This is a genomic window from Rahnella woolbedingensis, assembly GCF_003602095.1.
Lineage (GTDB): Bacteria > Pseudomonadota > Gammaproteobacteria > Enterobacterales > Enterobacteriaceae > Rahnella > Rahnella woolbedingensis.
On record NZ_RAHH01000025.1, the window covers coordinates 68,267 to 84,387 of the forward strand.

Annotated in this window: 19 protein-coding genes and 1 other annotated feature; of the genes, 6 read left to right on the top strand and 13 right to left on the bottom strand. The window is 51.3% G+C overall.

The annotated features are described in order from the left end of the window. Window positions 1-54: 54 nt before the first annotated feature. The 10 genes from D6C13_RS19250 to D6C13_RS19290 all read right to left on the bottom strand — a co-directional run bounded on the left by D6C13_RS19250 (window position 55) and on the right by D6C13_RS19290 (window position 5,019). Entirely contained in the window at window positions 55-555 is a 501-nt protein-coding gene (locus D6C13_RS19250) for a phage tail protein (protein WP_120134278.1), read from the bottom strand. Beyond that, window positions 518-763 (bottom strand): Rz1-like lysis system protein LysC, encoded by a 246-nt coding sequence (gene lysC, locus D6C13_RS25935; protein WP_244212723.1) that lies wholly within the window; start codon window positions 761-763, stop codon window positions 518-520. The genes D6C13_RS19250 and lysC overlap by 38 nt, the downstream gene beginning before the upstream one ends. Continuing rightward, window positions 648-1,076 (bottom strand): Rz-like lysis system protein LysB, encoded by a 429-nt coding sequence (gene lysB / locus D6C13_RS19255; protein ID WP_120134279.1) that lies wholly within the window; start codon window positions 1,074-1,076, stop codon window positions 648-650. Before lysB ends, lysC begins: the two co-directional genes overlap by 116 nt. Next, window positions 1,077-1,586 (bottom strand): lysozyme, encoded by a 510-nt coding sequence (locus D6C13_RS19260; protein ID WP_120134280.1) that lies wholly within the window; start codon window positions 1,584-1,586, stop codon window positions 1,077-1,079. Beyond that, window positions 1,567-1,788, bottom strand: coding sequence for an HP1 family phage holin (locus tag D6C13_RS19265; protein ID WP_120134281.1), 222 nt, complete (start codon window positions 1,786-1,788; stop codon window positions 1,567-1,569). The genes D6C13_RS19260 and D6C13_RS19265 overlap by 20 nt, the downstream gene beginning before the upstream one ends. Then, window positions 1,779-1,982 carry a tail protein X gene (locus tag D6C13_RS19270; protein WP_120134282.1) on the bottom strand — a complete coding sequence of 68 codons (204 nt, stop codon included), beginning with the start codon at window positions 1,980-1,982 and terminating at the stop codon, window positions 1,779-1,781. The genes D6C13_RS19265 and D6C13_RS19270 overlap by 10 nt, the downstream gene beginning before the upstream one ends. Before the next feature lie 211 nt (window positions 1,983-2,193). Next, window positions 2,194-2,343, bottom strand: coding sequence for a hypothetical protein (locus D6C13_RS19275; protein WP_425272727.1), 150 nt, complete (start codon window positions 2,341-2,343; stop codon window positions 2,194-2,196). Between the two features lie 181 nt (window positions 2,344-2,524). Further along, window positions 2,525-4,429: a replication endonuclease gene (locus D6C13_RS19280; RefSeq protein WP_120134298.1), complete on the bottom strand. Its 1,905-nt coding sequence runs from the start codon at window positions 4,427-4,429 to the stop codon at window positions 2,525-2,527. Between the two features lie 93 nt (window positions 4,430-4,522). After that, window positions 4,523-4,744: a TraR/DksA C4-type zinc finger protein gene (locus D6C13_RS19285; protein ID WP_120134284.1), complete on the bottom strand. Its 222-nt coding sequence runs from the start codon at window positions 4,742-4,744 to the stop codon at window positions 4,523-4,525. Further along, window positions 4,744-5,019 (bottom strand): DUF5347 family protein, encoded by a 276-nt coding sequence (locus D6C13_RS19290; protein ID WP_120134285.1) that lies wholly within the window; start codon window positions 5,017-5,019, stop codon window positions 4,744-4,746. The genes D6C13_RS19285 and D6C13_RS19290 overlap by 1 nt, the downstream gene beginning before the upstream one ends. A 132-nt stretch (window positions 5,020-5,151) precedes the next feature. Between D6C13_RS19290 and D6C13_RS19295 the strand changes: the two genes are divergently transcribed. The 3 genes from D6C13_RS19295 to tyrA all read left to right on the top strand — a co-directional run bounded on the left by D6C13_RS19295 (window position 5,152) and on the right by tyrA (window position 8,238). Further along, a complete protein-coding gene (locus D6C13_RS19295) occupies window positions 5,152-5,742 on the top strand; it encodes a phage repressor protein CI (protein WP_120134286.1) in 591 nt (196 codons plus the stop codon). Between the two features lie 291 nt (window positions 5,743-6,033). Next, entirely contained in the window at window positions 6,034-7,110 is a 1,077-nt protein-coding gene (locus tag D6C13_RS19300) for a 3-deoxy-7-phosphoheptulonate synthase (RefSeq protein ID WP_120134287.1), read from the top strand. Window positions 7,111-7,116: 6 nt separating this feature from the next. Beyond that, entirely contained in the window at window positions 7,117-8,238 is a 1,122-nt protein-coding gene (gene tyrA / locus D6C13_RS19305; RefSeq protein WP_112290601.1) for a bifunctional chorismate mutase/prephenate dehydrogenase, read from the top strand. An 81-nt stretch (window positions 8,239-8,319) separates the two neighbouring features. Here the strand turns inward: tyrA and pheA are convergent, their stop codons facing one another. The 3 genes from pheA to bamD form a co-directional block, all read right to left on the bottom strand. Next, window positions 8,320-9,474, bottom strand: a complete 1,155-nt coding sequence (gene pheA / locus D6C13_RS19310; protein ID WP_120134288.1) for a bifunctional chorismate mutase/prephenate dehydratase — start codon at window positions 9,472-9,474, stop codon at window positions 8,320-8,322. Window positions 9,475-9,527: 53 nt separating this feature from the next. After that, window positions 9,528-9,652 (bottom strand) — a sequence feature (Phe leader region). A gap of 134 nt (window positions 9,653-9,786) precedes the next feature. Further along, window positions 9,787-10,131 (bottom strand): ribosome-associated translation inhibitor RaiA, encoded by a 345-nt coding sequence (gene raiA / locus D6C13_RS19315; RefSeq protein ID WP_120134289.1) that lies wholly within the window; start codon window positions 10,129-10,131, stop codon window positions 9,787-9,789. A 316-nt stretch (window positions 10,132-10,447) separates the two neighbouring features. Then, complete coding sequence (gene bamD / locus D6C13_RS19320; RefSeq protein WP_112290596.1) at window positions 10,448-11,182, bottom strand: outer membrane protein assembly factor BamD; 735 nt, start codon at window positions 11,180-11,182, stop codon at window positions 10,448-10,450. A gap of 130 nt (window positions 11,183-11,312) precedes the next feature. Between bamD and rluD the strand changes: the two genes are divergently transcribed. The 3 genes from rluD to clpB all read left to right on the top strand — a co-directional run bounded on the left by rluD (window position 11,313) and on the right by clpB (window position 15,731). Beyond that, window positions 11,313-12,290 (top strand): 23S rRNA pseudouridine(1911/1915/1917) synthase RluD, encoded by a 978-nt coding sequence (rluD, locus tag D6C13_RS19330; protein WP_120134290.1) that lies wholly within the window; start codon window positions 11,313-11,315, stop codon window positions 12,288-12,290. Further along, window positions 12,290-13,027, top strand: a complete 738-nt coding sequence (gene yfiH / locus D6C13_RS19335; RefSeq protein ID WP_120134291.1) for a purine nucleoside phosphorylase YfiH — start codon at window positions 12,290-12,292, stop codon at window positions 13,025-13,027. The genes rluD and yfiH overlap by 1 nt, the downstream gene beginning before the upstream one ends. A 130-nt stretch (window positions 13,028-13,157) precedes the next feature. Continuing rightward, window positions 13,158-15,731, top strand: a complete 2,574-nt coding sequence (gene clpB, locus D6C13_RS19340; RefSeq protein ID WP_120134292.1) for an ATP-dependent chaperone ClpB — start codon at window positions 13,158-13,160, stop codon at window positions 15,729-15,731. Window positions 15,732-16,121 lie beyond the last annotated feature (390 nt).

Consider the following 16,121-nt stretch of genomic DNA (forward strand, 5'->3'; position numbering starts at 1 on the left):
TGAGCGACAACCGGTGACCGTTCGGCCGCGGCTGACACAACAAGGTTTACCGGGTCATACCGTCCAGCTGCTGATCAGTTCTCCGTTGAGATAAACCTCACGCGGCAGCGACACGTTCTCCGGCAGTGGTGGTTCAGGCAGATGAATGATGGTGCGCACATCATCTTCATCGCAAACCTGCACGCGTTCGGTCAGTTGCAGCGTCAGCACCAGAGTTTTCTCCTGCTGCGTAAAGGTAAAGTCAGTGAGCCGGCTGGCCGCGTTGCCGAGAATTTCAGGCTGATTAACCTGCAGCCAGTCGAGAATAACGACCACTATTTGGTCGATGAGTGCTTCACCAGGAACCGCGGCATCACTGACGGTGAGCTTTAGCGGATAACGATATTCAAACGAAAGTGAAGCGGCGGACGTCGCGACCACCTGACCCGCGCCAGTGGCGATCGCCAGTTTGTCCGGCGAGGCCGCAAGAAGCGGTACCTGCTCAATGAGCCGTTGTTGCAGCTGAAGTGGTACCTGCTCAATGAGCCGTTGTTGCAGCTGAAGTGGTTTTTGCATGTTGTGCCTCCTGACACTTTTTAATGGCTTCAATTTGTAAGCCGCAGTCCATCAGCGCTGATTCCAGGTGGAGAATATCGGCGCTCAGGTCTTCATTCGTTGTGGGGTTGCTGGCCGGTATCGGGCATGAGCTGACCGGCGGACAGCCAATGTAAATAATCGCTGGCGGAGCTGAAGGCGGGGCGCTGGTGCAGCCGGCTAATATCATCAGGCAGCCCGGTATCAGCCCACTGACGGGCTTGCAGATTTTCATGGAGGCTCCTCTGCCTTTGCTTTTCACGACCCTGCATTACCTGATGGGCGGAATTCAGGTCTTCGCGTAACGCCATTTCCGCCTGCTCGCGCTGGCGCATTTGCAGGTTCAGGGCGGCGATCAGCTGTTCCCGTTGTTGCAGCTGAGCCGTCAGGGCGTCGCGTTGCTGACCTGCATTGTTGAGGTCGTGCTGTAATGAGCGATTGGAAAGCAACAGGATGGCGATCAGTAAAACCATCCCGGCCAGAAATGCCGGTAACAGGCGCATTCAGACTCCTTTCAGGCAGACGTTTCGTTCGTCATTTCGCCTGCGTTCCAGTCCGCGGTTACGTTCGCCATTCACGAAAACCCAGCGCGGTAACTGGTCGCAGGCTTGTTGCCATTTTTGGTGATTGATGAAATACGCCAGCGTGGATTGACAGGCGGCACCGGTACCGACGTTAAAACTGAATGACACGACGGCATCAAAAACCGGCTGCGGCATCGTCACCGGCATACATTTTTTTACGGCGCGTTCTGTCTGCTGAATATCTGCCAGCAGGTTTTCCGCGGCCTGATTTTCGGTAATGGCCTGCGCCGGTTTAACGCCTGCCGTGTGCCCGATGCCGCTGGTCCATACACCTGCACTGCACTGGTAGGGTTGCAACTGACAGCCTTCAAAATCGGTGATCAACCGCAATCCCTCTTCCGATACCTGCAACGACAGGTAACCCGGCAATGCCGCCATCAGCCCCAAAACGACGGCGGCGCTACAGCGTTTAAGAGTTGAGGTTTTCATAGGTGTCTTTGCTCAGGCCACTTCGTGCCAGCAACTGGTAGCTTTTACGACGGTAATACCAGTTGATCAGAAAGGTTCCGACACCGACGGCTGAGCCGACCATAAAGGCGACATCCTGCGATGTCAGGCTGGCGAGCCAGGTCAGCGAGGTGGCAATAAAATAGGCGCAACCTGAACTGATGCGTTCAGTATTCAGTCCCATAATTTGATTACTTCCTGAACCGGTTGTTCTGCGATGTCCGGTAAATCGACGGCTGTACCATGAGGTAATAACGGGCCTAAATCGGCGATGCCTTTATTGGCGGCGTAGACTTTTTCGACCACCGCAGCGGTGCGGTTGTAATAGCGCCAGCATAGGGAATCGAGGGTATCGCCCTGTTGTGCATAGACTTTCATGGGTGTTCTCCGCGAGTGAGTGAGGGAGTCAGTCGATGAGTTAAGTCTGCGCAATAGGGCACGGGGCGGCAATCTGCAAGGGATGTGAAACGACTGGCACAACAGAGAATCGGGCAAATAAGACAGGGAGATGGCGGGGCGCTTTGTCCGGAGGAAAACCGGTCGGGCAAGCGCCAACAGTGTTGAATACTACCGCCGCAGGATCTGGCAATCAGTGAGCGTCGTCAGTACTCCCGTTGTAGCAGACCGCGGCCTGATTTTCGTCAGTCAGTGCCTGGCTGGCCAGCTCTGAGATAAGCGACATTACGACCAGAAATTCTTTTGGATTGCATTGCGCCGTCTGCGATATGTCTGCGATCAATTGTATCCTGGACAACGTTAGCTGTTGTTTAGTCAGGTTTTCCATTTTCTCCCCTCGCCAGATACTGTGTTTATATACAGTATTCTTTAATTGTTCTAATACGTCAACACTCAGGGCATTTTAAAAATTATAATTCCTTGAATTTATGCATGAATTTTTATTGGTCCGGTTTTTGAATGGATTAGTCACTTTGCCGGATATCGGGCGATCCACAGTTATTGACAGAACTCCAAGGCAGGCGAGTCACCGGTATTTCTGCTAAAGAAGGCCGCTGACGGACAATCCGCCACTGTTCAGTGTGTGTCAGGAAAATAAGCGAAGTCCCAAGGTGCGGGGCGTAAATGCCGACGACTTTGTTACGGGGCTCACCGAAGGCATTTGTTTCCCCAGTGAGCTGGCGGGCTATGCGAACGGTTTGCTCTTTTCGCGGAATATGGATGCCGCCCTGCGCCCGAATATAACCGGCAAAATCCCCTTCGTCGGCGCTGCTGCGGACGTCCTCAACCCGAGCATCAAAACGGCTGCTCAGGCTCTGATGCCTGATCCGTCTGCATTCCCGCCAGGCACCTACAGACGGGATGCCAATCGCGTGAAACTGCGGGATCCGCCACGTCGATGCCCAGGAAGTCACCGCAGTGGCGACATCCGTCAGTAAGCGTCCGGAGTCAAAATCTGTTTCGCCATCCAGTGCGTAGCCATCGATATTTTTCGCGACGTATTTCGCGATATATCCGGCTGCACCGCCACGGTTGAGCGGCTTGCAATTGAAACGTGATCCCGCAGCGCCCGGTTCATCGGCTTCTTCTTCCAGAGCATATCGGCGCATAACCTCTGTCACTTTCTGCTGCTGTTCCGGTGGCGTGAACAACATCATGTGCCAGTGCGGCGTACCATCGTGATGCGGTTCGACGACACGCACGCCGTATACTTTGAGGTTCCGGTCTTTAAAGGTGGTGCGGATTTTTGCCCAGACGGCGACCAGATAACGCTGCGCATCTTTGGGAGTAAAAGCGTGCTTATCCCATTTCTTATTAAAAAGAGGTGAGGATCCTGCACCGGTAGTTTTCAGCGGGTGATATTTTGAAGGCGTGGTCAGGGTGATAAACAGCCCGCAATCGAGCTGCTGGTCAGCGACATCTTCGACACCGGCGATCAGCGTCATCAGTTCCATACGGCGAAGTTTAGGATTAGAAATGCTGGCTAACACGGTATCCAGCAGGCTCAGAGTCTCGCCGGATTCGACATTTTCGAGCTGGCAGTGCTTCAGGTAATTAATGGCGGATAAGCGGCGTGACCCCACATCACGGATGGCATTTTTGCTGGCGTAAGGTGACGTTGCGCGGCTGACATAACCACAGGAAATCATCAGGGCTTCGCGCCATAAACGCTGTTTTGAACGTAACTGTTTTTCCCACCATTCGCCGCTAACCAGCCGTGAAATGCTGGCGACGGCAGAATGCGCGGTCAAGCGGCCTTTTTTCCACGCCTGCCAGTAAAGGGGGTGTACGCGGCACGACAGAGTCATCACCGCAATATGCCCGTAAATGTCGCGCTGCGTGCAGTCCTGCAACAATATGTCAGGGTTATCAGGGCGGCTTTGCAGCCAGCGTTCGCAGTGATATTCATAGGCATCTTGCATATGCACAGCAAGCTTACTGGCCAGTCTTCTCAGACTGTCATCAGTAAGGTCAGGCAGACGGTTAAAAATTTCTTCTTCCGGGAGCAGCTTTTGCGAGATCTGACGATTCAATGTATTCCGTGCATTAACCTGCTGAATACGCGGCCACAAACGTTGCGTAAAAACGGTCATCAGGAAATTAACCGCCGCACGAACTCCCCTGGTTTCCAGCAAAAAAGTATACCGCTGGTGTAACGGCGCACGCAGACAGCGGGGCAGCGTCGTCAGCAGGGATAAGGCGGTTTGCTGGCGCAGACAGAAATCACGGGTTAGAGGCTTCTGGAGTGGACTGCTAAGCGCAGGGCGCGGGGCATTCCACCACCACTTGCCCGTGAAAGATGGCCCGGAAGTTCTGTTAAAAACCGGTAATGGCGATGGAGAACCTCGGGTGAATATATTCTCTGGCATAAACGTTTTCCGATAATAAGAATACAGAATTCCTTCCGGAAATAATTTTATTTCCAGCATGGCGGCAAATTTAAACAATGTTAATTTGAGGGTTTATACGGGGCGATAATTCTTTCTTTTAATTTCCTCTATTTCCTGGCACTCAATGCATCGCTGTACACCGGGAATGATTTTTCTGCGTAGCTGTGCAATGGGAGTATCGCAATCCAAACAGAAGAAGGCTGATGGTGCAGGCTGCGTACGTGTTGCCTGTGTAATTTGTGCCTCGAGAATTTTTAGCTGATATTCCTGTGATTCATCTATCCAGTCTGCCATCAGTAAAGTTCTCCTTTAAATATCGCCGTGAAATGGCGAAGTGATAATAAGGCCTGCGTTATTTTCATTTTGTCCTCATCATTTAATTGTGAATATGTCAGTAAGGTATGGTGGCGTTTAAGACCGGCATGAAAACATAATGTGAGTTTCCACTTTTCACTGGCCTGATCAAAAATAACCTCAACCGGATTTTTAGTCTGAGAGAAATAGATTTCTTTCAGATGAGCGATATGGCGCAGTCCGGTCTGGCGCTGCTGCTCTGTTCCTAAAAACATCGCGTCTCCTTATTTCTCCACGGCGCCGTAAATTTGGTATCATGGTCGTCTGTCGGTACATTACATAATCAATCTAAACTTGCATTTGCGAGTTGTCAAGATGATATTTACAGATTCAGGGGTTTTCGCCAGATGCAATTAGATGAACTTGAAGGTGGAAAAGCTGTTCTGACGCGTATGCTTCAGGCTTACGGCTTTAGCATGCAGAAGGAACTGGGGGATCTGTACGGTTTGTCATCTGGAACGATAAGTACCTGGGTAAGAAGAGATTATTTTCCCGGCGATGTGGTCGTGGCGTGTGCGCTGGACACCGGTGTCTCATTACGCTGGCTGGCGACAGGTAAAGGCAATATGCAGGATTCGGCTCTTTCCGGCGCGGCAGCGTCCGGTGACATCCGCCAGCTTAAAAAGTTGAGATTACGCGGCGGTGCGCTGGAAGAAGAAGGTGTCTGGTCTGTTGATCCCTCGCTGCTGGATGGCTCGCTGACTCAGCCGGCTTATGTCGTGAAAGGTCATCATTCCTGGATTATCGATCTGGGCAGCACACATCCGGGCAATGGCCGCTGGTTGCTGGATATCGATGGTGATCTGGATGTGTATGATGTGGCCCGCATTCCCGGTAACCGCCTGAGCGTGACGCGTCAGGAAAGCCATTTCGAGTGTGGCGTGGATGAAGTGACTGCTTTAGGGCAGGTATTTATTACTCTGGATCGTAACCTTTAAATTTCGTTTCCTCAGCAGCACCCTGTTGCTGAGGGCATTTCCTGCCTCATCACACCTTCACCTTGCCCTGAATCCCCATAACTTTGTCTGTTAACCCGTATGTAACAATTACGGTACACCCTCTTGGTATGAGATCAACTATATGTAAAGTTAACTTTCCATATAGTGCATGCCTATGCCAAATTGGTAATGTTAAGTTTACAAGTAAGGCTTGATAACTTTACGCGCTGTGTTAATGTTGTCCGCAGATGCCACCGTGGCAGCCCATTTTCCTTATAGCGGAACACGATCATGCAAAAAGACGCCCTGAATAATGTTCACATCACTGCTGAACAAATCCTTATCACTCCTGAAGAGCTGAAAAACCGTTTTCCATTGAGCGTCAGCGACGAAAACAGTATTTCTGAAGCACGTAAAACCATCGCCGATATTGTCCATGGTCGTGATCCTCGTCTTCTGGTGGTGTGTGGCCCTTGTTCTATTCATGACGTTGATGCGGCGCTCGATTACGCGCGTCACCTGAAAACACTGGCTGCTGAGCTGAGCGACCGTTTGTACATCGTGATGCGTGTTTACTTTGAAAAACCGCGTACCACGGTCGGCTGGAAAGGGTTGATTAACGATCCGCACATGGACGGTACGTTTGATGTGGAAGCGGGGCTGCACATTGCCCGTGATTTGTTGCTGCAACTGGTTGGCATGGGCTTACCGCTGGCAACAGAAGCGCTGGATCCGAACAGTCCGCAATACTTAGGCGATCTGTTCAGCTGGTCAGCAATCGGCGCGCGTACTACCGAATCTCAGACTCACCGCGAAATGGCGTCTGGCCTTTCAATGCCGGTGGGTTTCAAAAACGGCACTGACGGCAGCCTGGGCACGGCAATCAATGCGATGCGTGCTGCAGAAATGGCGCACCGTTTTGTGGGCATCAATCAGGCCGGTCAGGTTTGTCTGTTGCAGACTCAGGGCAACCCGGACGGGCATGTGATTCTGCGCGGTGGTAAAACCCCGAATTACAGCGAGCAGGACGTTCAGGCGTGCGAAAAACAGATGACCGGCGCGGGACTCCGTCCTTCCTTGATGATAGATTGCAGTCACGGTAACTCAAACAAAGACTATCGTCGCCAGCCTGTTGTGGCTCAGTCCGTCATCGATCAGATTAAAGCCGGTAACCGTTCTATCACGGGGCTGATGCTGGAAAGTCATCTGAACGAAGGCAGCCAGTCTTCTGAACAACCTCGTTCAGAAATGAAATACGGCGTGTCTGTTACGGATGCATGTATTAACTGGGAAACGACTGAAGACCTGCTGCGTAAGATGCATCAGGAACTGGGCGATGCGCTGGCGGCACGAATCGCAGGAGAGTAAGTTTTTATGGTGGCAGAACTTAACGCGTTGCGCGATCAGATCGACGACGTTGATAAAGCGTTGTTAGATCTCTTATCACGGCGTCTTGCGCTGGTGGCTGAAGTCGGAGAAGTGAAAAGCCGTTACGGTTTGCCGATTTATGTGCCTGAACGGGAAGCGGCAATGCTGGCTTCACGTCGTCAGGAAGCGCAAAACCTCGGTGTTCCGCCGGATCTGATTGAAGACGTATTGCGCCGCGTGATGCGTGAGTCCTACTCAAGCGAAAACGACAAAGGCTTCAAAACGCTGCATCCGGCATTGCGTCCGGTGGTGATTATCGGTGGCAACGGGCAGATGGGGCGTTTGTTCACCCGTTTGCTGGAGCTTTCCGGTTACCAGGTGAAAGTGCTGGAACAGGAAGACTGGCCGCAGGCAGAAACATTGCTTGCCGATGCCGGAATGGTGATTGTCAGCGTGCCAATTCACCTGACCGAAGAAGTGATTGCCCGTCTGCCTAAGTTGCCTGACGACTGTATTCTGGTGGATCTGGCGTCGGTGAAAAACCGTCCCCTCCAGGCGATGCTGGCAGTGCATGAAGGCCCGGTTCTCGGCCTGCATCCGATGTTTGGCCCGGATGTCAGCAGCCTGGCAAAACAGGTTGTGGTGTACTGCGATGGCCGTGAACCGCAGGCGTATCAGTGGCTGCTCGAGCAGTTGCAGGTCTGGGGCGCACGGTTGCATAAAATCAGCGCCGTTGAGCATGACCAGAATATGGCGTTCATTCAGGCGCTGCGCCACTTCGCGACCTTTGCGTATGGTTTGCATTTGTCTGAAGAGAACGTGCAAATCGAGCAGTTACTGGCGTTGTCTTCCCCGATTTACCGCCTCGAACTGGCGATGGTCGGTCGACTGTTTGCGCAGGATCCGCAGCTTTATGCTGACATTATTATGTCGTCAGAAAGTAATCTTGCGTTGATCAAACGTTATTACCAGCGTTTTGGAGATGCGCTTGCTCTGCTGGAAAGCGGCGATAAACAGGCCTTTATCGATAAATTTAGAAAAGTTGAGCACTGGTTTGGCGATTATGCGCCGCGCTTCCTGAAAGAAAGTGGTGCGTTGCTAAGACAGGCTAACGACAACCGTAAGTAAGTTGTCCGCAAATGAAAAAGGGCGCTGCCATTGTGTGCAGCGCCCTTTTTGTTTGCGGGAAATTACAGATTGTTTGTGAAATTACAAATCAACAGAGACGACGTTTTCGCTTGGATAACAGCCGAGAACTTTCAGAGAGCGGGTGATCGGGGCCAGATCCTTCAGCGCCTTTTTCATCTCTTCTGAGCGCAGGTTGGCCTGCACATCGATATAAAACATCTCTTCCCACGGATTGCCGTTAATCGGCCGGGACTCCAGTTTGGTCATGATGATGCCCTGCTCACGCAGCACCAGAAGCGCATTTACCAGCGCCCCTGCCTGCTGGCCGGTCGCCATAATCAGTGTGGTTTTGGCCGGAACCTGATCCGTCACTTCAATCGCTTTGCGCGCCAGAATAATAAAGCGGGTGATGTTTTCCTGCTGGTTCGCCAGATTATGTTCCAGCACCTGCAGTTTATACAGCGCACCACCGGCTTCGCTGCCGAGCGCCGCCACATGCGGAGAATTGGCGGCTGCCACTTTCTCCATCGCCGCCGCAGTGCTTTCGCAATATTCAATCTTCCAGTGAGGGAAACGGTTGATGAACTGGCTGCATTGCTGGAAAGGCTGCGGGTGGCTGTAAACCGTCTGAATCTGGGACAAATCAGTGTCTGTCGCGACCAGCACGCAATGATTGATAGGATTAGTCAGCTCGCCAACAATCGACAGGCTGGTGTGTTGCAGCAGGTCGTAGACGTCATTGATTGAGCCGGAACTGGTATTTTCAATGGGCAATACGGCGTAGTCGGCCTGACCGGTTTCAACCTGAGAGAAAATATCCTGGAATTTCTGGCAGCCACATTCGATAAACTGTTCGAAATGACGTGCGGCAAACTGGCGTGCAGCAAGATGTGAATAGGAACCTTTCGGGCCGAGGAAGGCGATACGGGCGGAATCGGAAGGGGTTTTATTCAGGTGTTGCTGGAGGAGAGCCTGCTGGGTCAGAACAGAATCTTCAATGATCAACTGATAAACGCGGGTAATGTAATGACCGTCCAGCCCCTGCTTTTTTCCTTCCTGAATCAGTGCGTTAATCAGTTCAATTTCACGTTCTTTGTCGCGGATAGGGCGGTGAGAGTGCATTTTAGATTGCGCGACTTCAATGGCCATCGTGCGTCGCTCTGCCAGCAGAGCCAGCAGTTTCAGGTCTAATGCGCTGATGCGTTCACGCAGAGCCAGTAATGAGTTCTCGGTCATGTTATTACCCTTTTAGATGTTCTTTCTTTCAGCAAAATGTATAAAACGCAGGCATAAAAAAAGCCCCCTTTTCAGGAGGCTTTGTTGTTCGTCTTCGCATTCATTCTTTCGCGACGAAACGCCTCCCAATCAGGGGAAGGTAAAAAAGAATGCGAAGAAAAACAGACGGGCGTTCATGTATGCGTTGTTTCCATAAGTTTGAGCAGAGTCTTAAAGTAACCGCTGGGTTTTCCCTGTGTCAATAAGATTCCCTCAGGACACAAAAAACGCGCTCCTGTGAGCGCGTTGTGAACTGCCTTTCCGATAAGCCGGTTATTCCTCATCTTCCTGCACCGGTTCCAGATTGAGTTCTTTGACGCCGGACTCTGCACGGCGGGCTTCACCCTTATGCTGCGCTTTATTGAGCTGGCGCTCAAGTTTGCTGGTCATTTCGTTAATCGCAGCGTACATATCATCGTGCGTAGCACTGGCAACCAGTTTTCCGTTTGGTGTACTGATGGTCGCATCGGCGACAAATCCCTGAGGTTCTTTCGACAGGATTATGTGCGGGTTAATGAGCTGAGTTTGCCATTTATCCAGTTTTTTCAGACGGCCTTCGATGTGTTCACGAATAGCGGCGGTGATGTCCATTTGTTTACTGGTAATGTTGACTGTCATATGACTTACCTCTCTTATTTCCGTCTCCGATGAATCCAACATACCAGCCTTTTTTATGAATTGCCTGCCCAAAACCACGGTTTTTTGTCACTTTTTGTCAACTTTGAAGTTTATGTGACGCAGGGTAATTAATGGCGGGAAAGGCCTTGAGACTTCGCTCAGGAGCGGGCATGATTGATGGGATCAGTGCATTATTTTCTGCGGTTTTCAGCCTGTCTTTTCTCTCATCACGTTCACTTTTCTCTGACTTTCCCTGAATCAAAGCCAAAAAAAACGGCAGCCTGAGCTACCGTTTGTGTGTGCGGACTTTTTAAAATTATGCTGCGTTATTGGCCGCAATAATTTTCGCCACTTTATCAGCCTGGTTGTTCAGCTGCAGTTCACGATAGGCACTTTCCATCAACGGCAGCGCGTCATGCGTCGCTTTCGTATCCGGGTAATCTTTCAGCATTTGCTCAACACGGTTAACAACAGCGACGTAAGCACCGCGTTTAGTGTAGTATTGCACCACTGACAGCTCGTATTTCGCCAAACGATCTTTCAGGAATACCAAACGTTTAGTCGCGTCAGTGGCGTACTGGCTGTTTGGATACGTGTGGATCAGCTGGCTGAAATCGCGGAATGCTGCACGTGCATGCTGCGGATCACGGTCTGAACGATCAACACCGAAGAATCCTTGCAGCGCACTGTCATCCAACGCCATATCCGTTAAACCACGCATATACATGACGTAGTCGATGTTTGGATGGGTAGGGTTCAGACGCATAAAGCGATCAATAGAAGCCTGAGCCATAGGCAAGTCAGCAGACTTGTAATAGGCATAAATCAGATCTAACTGAACTTGCTGCGAGTAAGGCCCAAACGGATAGCGGTTATCCAGCGCTTCTAATTGCGCAATCGCGCCTTTAAAGTTACCGTCCTGCAGCTTTTGCTGGGCAGTGGCATAAAGGACGTTAGGCGGGTTATCGGGAACCGTTTCTTTGGAACTGGAGCAACCGACCAGCGCCAGGCTCAACGTGGCTGCTGCCACCAGATATTTCACACGCGTCATGACGTTTTGATTATCCTCAGGTGTTATTCTGGGAGACTGTCCGTTAAGCTCCCGACAAAGACCAGCTACAATAGCACATTATTTTAAACGGCATCGCCGTGAAAACCCAACGTTAACCAAGAAGCTGCATATGGCACAACAAGTACAACTCACCGCAACGGTGGCCGAATCTCAACTCGGTCAACGGTTAGATCAGGCTTTGGCCGAATTGTTCCCTGATTATTCAAGATCCCGCATAAAAGATTGGATCCTTGATGACAGGGTCACGGTCAATGGCAAAAAAGTGACAAAACCAAAAGAAAAAGTGTTGGGTGGCGAGGCTATCGCAATCGATGCGCAAATTGAAGAAGAAGCGCGTTGGCTGCCACAAGATATCCCTTTAGATATCGTTTATGAAGATAACGATATTTTAGTCATCAATAAACCCCGCGATCTGGTTGTTCATCCGGGCGCCGGTAATCCTGATGGCACGGTACTGAATGCCTTGCTACATTACTACCCGGCAATCATTGATGTTCCGCGCTGCGGCATCGTTCACCGTCTCGATAAAGATACCACGGGTCTGATGGTCGTCGCGAAGTCAGTTCCCGCGCAAACGCATCTGGTGACCGCACTTCAGGCTCGCGATATTACCCGCGAATATGAAGCTGTCGCTATTGGTACAATGACGGCAGGCGGCACAGTGAATGAGCCGATTGCGCGCCATTCCACCAAGCGTACGCACATGGCGGTTCACCCGACGGGCAAACCGGCGACCACGCACTATCGCATTATGGAGCATTTCCGTGCCCATACGCGTTTGCGTCTGCGTCTGGAATCTGGCCGTACACACCAGATCCGTGTCCATATGGCACACATCAACCATCCTTTGTTGGGCGATCAGCTTTATGGTGGCCGTCCACGTCTGCCGAAGGGCGCTTCCGAAGAATTTATCAATATGCTGCGCGGTTTTGATCGTCAGGCTCTTCACGCGACCATGTTGCGTCTTTATCATCCGGTAACCGGTATTCAGATGGAATGGCATGCGCCACTTCCTCAGGATATGGTTGACCTGATCAAGGCGCTTAAAGCGGATACCGAAGAGTTCAAGGACCAGATGAACTGGTAATGAGCGCGCTTATTCAGCCTCAGTGGCCGCAACCGGCATCGGTGCGGTCATGTGCAACAACCCGCGAAGGAGGCGTCAGTTTGCCTCCTTACGGCGCGCTAAACCTCGGCAGCCACGTCGGGGATTCTCCTGAACATGTTGCTTTAAACCGTCAGCGTTTAATCGAACTGGGCGATCTGCCCGCTGCGCCACACTGGCTGGAACAGGTTCATGGCACTGACGTAGCTCATTTATCATCGCAAACTCCCGCTATTCCCCCCCTGATTGCCGATGCGGCTTATACCCGCGAGTCGTCTGTTGTCTGTGCAGCAATGACAGCCGACTGCCTGCCGGTACTGTTTTGCAGTAAAAGCGGCGATGAAGTGGCAGCGGCGCATGCGGGCTGGCGGGGATTATGCGCGGGCGTGTTGGAAAAGACGGTTGCGTGTTTTGATGCCGCTCCCGCCGATATCATGGCGTGGATGGGACCGGCAATCGGCCCTGCGCATTTTGAAGTCGGCGGGGAAGTTCGCGAAGCCTTTATGGCGGTGAACAGGGATGCATCCGTTGCTTTTATCCCCGTGGGCACCAAATTTATGGCCGACATATACCAGTTAGCCAGATTGCGTTTACAGGCCGCCGGTATTACCGCTTTTTATGGCGGCGAGTATTGCACTGTGACCGACAGCAACAAATTTTACTCTTACCGGCGTGACGGGGTGACCGGACGGCTGGCAAGTTTAATTTGGCTGATATAACCTATCGAATCAAGACGATCCATCGCGCATAACAGTAGTCCTCCGAATATACTGTCAAGATAACCTTGAAAACGTGAGGGTTGACCTCATCTAATCTCCAGTAGCAATTTTGTTCAGTATTGGAGGTGTTATGCGTCTGGATCGTCTTACCAGCAAATTCCAGCTTGCCCTCGCGGATGCTCAGTCACTCGCGCTCGGGCGCGACAATCAATTTATCGAACCTGTTCACCTGATGAGCGCTTTGCTGACTCAGGAAGGCGGGACCGTTCGTCCTTTATTAACCGCGGCTGGGGTAGATACCCAGAAACTGCGCACGGACGTTGATCAGGCTTTGGGGCGTTTGCCGCAAGTTGAAGGTACCGGTGGTGATGTTCAACCATCTAATGAACTGGTCCGTGTTTTAAATCTTTGCGACAAATTGGCACAGCAACGTGCCGATACCTTTATCTCTTCAGAACTGTTTGTTCTGGCAGTGATGAAAGACCGGGGCTCATTAACCGACGTGTTAAAAGCCTGTGGTGCAACGGCCGAGAAAATTACTGCGGCTATCGATCAAATGCGTGGAGGTGAGAAAGTGGATGACCAGAATGCCGAAGACCAACGTCAGGCATTGAAAAAATTCACTATTGATCTGACCGAGCGTGCCGAACAGGGCAAATTGGATCCGGTCATCGGTCGTGATGAAGAAATTCGCCGGACCATTCAGGTTCTGCAACGTCGTACCAAAAATAACCCGGTGCTGATTGGTGAGCCTGGTGTCGGTAAAACCGCGATTGCGGAAGGTCTGGCCCAGCGCATCATTAATGGTGAAGTACCGGAAGGCCTGAAAAATAAACGCGTGCTTTCATTAGATATGGGCGCGCTGGTGGCCGGTGCTAAATATCGCGGTGAATTTGAAGAACGTCTGAAAGGGCTGCTGAGCGACCTGGCTAAACAGGAAGGCAACGTCATTCTGTTTATCGACGAATTGCACACTATGGTCGGTGCGGGTAAAGCCGATGGCGCGATGGATGCCGGGAATATGTTGAAACCGGCTTTGGCGCGTGGCGAACTTCACTGCGTGGGTGCGACGACATTAAATGAATATCGTCAGTTTATAGAGAAGGATGCGGCGTTAGAGCGTCGTTTCCAGAAAGTGTTTGTTGCCGAGCCTTCTGTTGAAGACACCATCGCGATTTTGCGTGGTTTGAAAGAACGCTACGAGCTGCATCACCACGTCCAGATTACTGACCCGGCTATCGTGGCGGCGGCAACGTTGTCGCACCGTTATATCTCGGATCGTCAGCTGCCGGATAAAGCGATCGACCTTATAGATGAGGCGGCATCGAGTATTCGTATGCAGATGGACTCTAAACCGGAGTCTTTGGATCGCCTCGAGCGTCGCATTATCCAGCTCAAACTGGAACAACAGGCGCTGAAGAAAGAATCTGATGACGCCAGTGTGAAACGTCTGGAGATGCTGGAAACCGAGCTCAGCCAGAAAGAGCGTGAATATTCTGAGCTGGAAGAAGAGTGGAAAGCAGAGAAAGCTTCCCTGACCGGCACGCAGAATATTAAAGCAGAACTGGAGCAGGCGAAGATTACGCTTGAGCAGGCCCGCCGCGTGGGCGACCTTGGTCGCATGTCAGAATTGCAGTACGGGAAAATCCCTGAACTGGAAAAACAACTGGCAGCCGCGACTCAGGCAGAAGGTAAAACCATGAAGCTGTTACGCAACCGCGTAACCGATGTGGAAATTGCCGACGTGCTGGCGCGCTGGACCGGCATTCCGGTGGCACGCATGCTGGAAAGCGAACGTGAAAAACTGCTGCGTATGGAAGAAGAACTGCACAACCGCGTGATTGGTCAGAACGAAGCGGTAGAAGCGGTATCGAATGCGATTCGTCGTAGCCGTGCAGGATTGTCAGATCCAAACCGTCCGATCGGGTCATTCCTGTTCCTCGGTCCGACGGGTGTGGGTAAAACAGAGCTTTGTAAGGCGCTGGCGACATTCCTGTTTAACAGTGATGACGCAATGGTCCGCATCGATATGTCAGAGTTTATGGAGAAACACTCCGTTTCACGTCTGGTCGGTGCGCCTCCGGGTTATGTTGGTTATGAAGAAGGTGGCTATCTGACCGAAGCGGTTCGTCGTCGCCCTTATTCTGTCATCTTATTAGATGAAGTAGAGAAGGCGCACCCGGATGTGTTCAACATCTTATTACAGGTGCTCGATGATGGTCGCTTAACCGACGGGCAGGGCAGAACGGTCGACTTCCGCAATACGGTGGTCATCATGACCTCTAACCTGGGTTCTGACATTATTCAGCAGCACTTTGGTGAGGCCAGTTATGAACAGATGAAAAATTCGGTCATGGAAGTGGTCACACACAGCTTCCGTCCGGAATTCATCAACCGTATAGATGAAGTTGTCGTGTTCCATCCGCTGGGTCATGCGCATATTAAAAATATCGCTAAGATTCAGCTGGAACGTTTATATAAACGTCTGGAAGAACATGGCTACTCGGCAACGCTGACTGATGCGGCTCTGGAGCTGCTGGGCAATACCGGGTTCGATCCGGTTTATGGTGCGCGTCCGTTGAAACGTGCCATCCAGCAGGAGATTGAGAACCCGCTGGCTCAGCAAATCTTGTCGGGCAAGCTGATTCCAGGCAAGCCGATTACTGTTGATGTGGAAAATGATCACATCGTCGCAAGACAGTAATTAGCTTTTCGAGAAACTAAAACGGGCTCCGGAGTACTCCGGAGCCCGTTTTTTATGCATTCTTTGCTCGTTATTAATTCATTTGGTGAATTTATGGGCGGTTGAAAAGAAAAGTGAAATTAGCCCTTGCGGCCTGCTGAGAACTCCCTATAATGCCGCTCCATCGACAGGGAGCAACGTGAACAACATCACGAAGTGACCGGGTCGGAAAGATTAAAAACAGCGGCAACCGAATGAAATAAACGGTTGACACTGAATGAGGAAAGCGTAATATATGCCCCTCGAGTTAGCAAGCGAAAGCGCGTAACTCACTGCTCTTTAACAATTTATCAGACAATCTGTGTGGGCACTCACAAGACGATATCAGCCACCTCGGTGGCAAAAAATATC

Bases quoted from the DNA above. Each gene is read 5' to 3' on its own strand.
- D6C13_RS19280 (WP_120134298.1), bottom strand. From the start codon at position 4,429: ATGCCAGAGAATATATTCACCCGAGGTTCTCCATCGCCATTACCGGTT.
- raiA (WP_120134289.1), bottom strand. From the start codon at position 10,131: ATGACAGTCAACATTACCAGTAAACAAATGGACATCACCGCCGCTATT.
- D6C13_RS19265 (WP_120134281.1), bottom strand. From the start codon at position 1,788: ATGGGACTGAATACTGAACGCATCAGTTCAGGTTGCGCCTATTTTATT.
- D6C13_RS19295 (WP_120134286.1), top strand. From the start codon at position 5,152: ATGCAATTAGATGAACTTGAAGGTGGAAAAGCTGTTCTGACGCGTATG.
- D6C13_RS19260 (WP_120134280.1), bottom strand. From the start codon at position 1,586: ATGAAAACCTCAACTCTTAAACGCTGTAGCGCCGCCGTCGTTTTGGGG.
- clpB (WP_120134292.1), top strand. From the start codon at position 13,158: ATGCGTCTGGATCGTCTTACCAGCAAATTCCAGCTTGCCCTCGCGGAT.
- D6C13_RS19300 (WP_120134287.1), top strand. From the start codon at position 6,034: ATGCAAAAAGACGCCCTGAATAATGTTCACATCACTGCTGAACAAATC.
- tyrA (WP_112290601.1), top strand. From the start codon at position 7,117: ATGGTGGCAGAACTTAACGCGTTGCGCGATCAGATCGACGACGTTGAT.
- lysC (WP_244212723.1), bottom strand. From the start codon at position 763: ATGATATTAGCCGGCTGCACCAGCGCCCCGCCTTCAGCTCCGCCAGCG.
- D6C13_RS19270 (WP_120134282.1), bottom strand. From the start codon at position 1,982: ATGAAAGTCTATGCACAACAGGGCGATACCCTCGATTCCCTATGCTGG.
- pheA (WP_120134288.1), bottom strand. From the start codon at position 9,474: ATGACCGAGAACTCATTACTGGCTCTGCGTGAACGCATCAGCGCATTA.
- yfiH (WP_120134291.1), top strand. From the start codon at position 12,290: ATGAGCGCGCTTATTCAGCCTCAGTGGCCGCAACCGGCATCGGTGCGG.
- bamD (WP_112290596.1), bottom strand. From the start codon at position 11,182: ATGACGCGTGTGAAATATCTGGTGGCAGCAGCCACGTTGAGCCTGGCG.
- D6C13_RS19290 (WP_120134285.1), bottom strand. From the start codon at position 5,019: ATGTTTTTAGGAACAGAGCAGCAGCGCCAGACCGGACTGCGCCATATC.
- rluD (WP_120134290.1), top strand. From the start codon at position 11,313: ATGGCACAACAAGTACAACTCACCGCAACGGTGGCCGAATCTCAACTC.
- lysB (WP_120134279.1), bottom strand. From the start codon at position 1,076: ATGCGCCTGTTACCGGCATTTCTGGCCGGGATGGTTTTACTGATCGCC.
- D6C13_RS19250 (WP_120134278.1), bottom strand. From the start codon at position 555: ATGCAAAAACCACTTCAGCTGCAACAACGGCTCATTGAGCAGGTACCA.
- D6C13_RS19285 (WP_120134284.1), bottom strand. From the start codon at position 4,744: ATGGCAGACTGGATAGATGAATCACAGGAATATCAGCTAAAAATTCTC.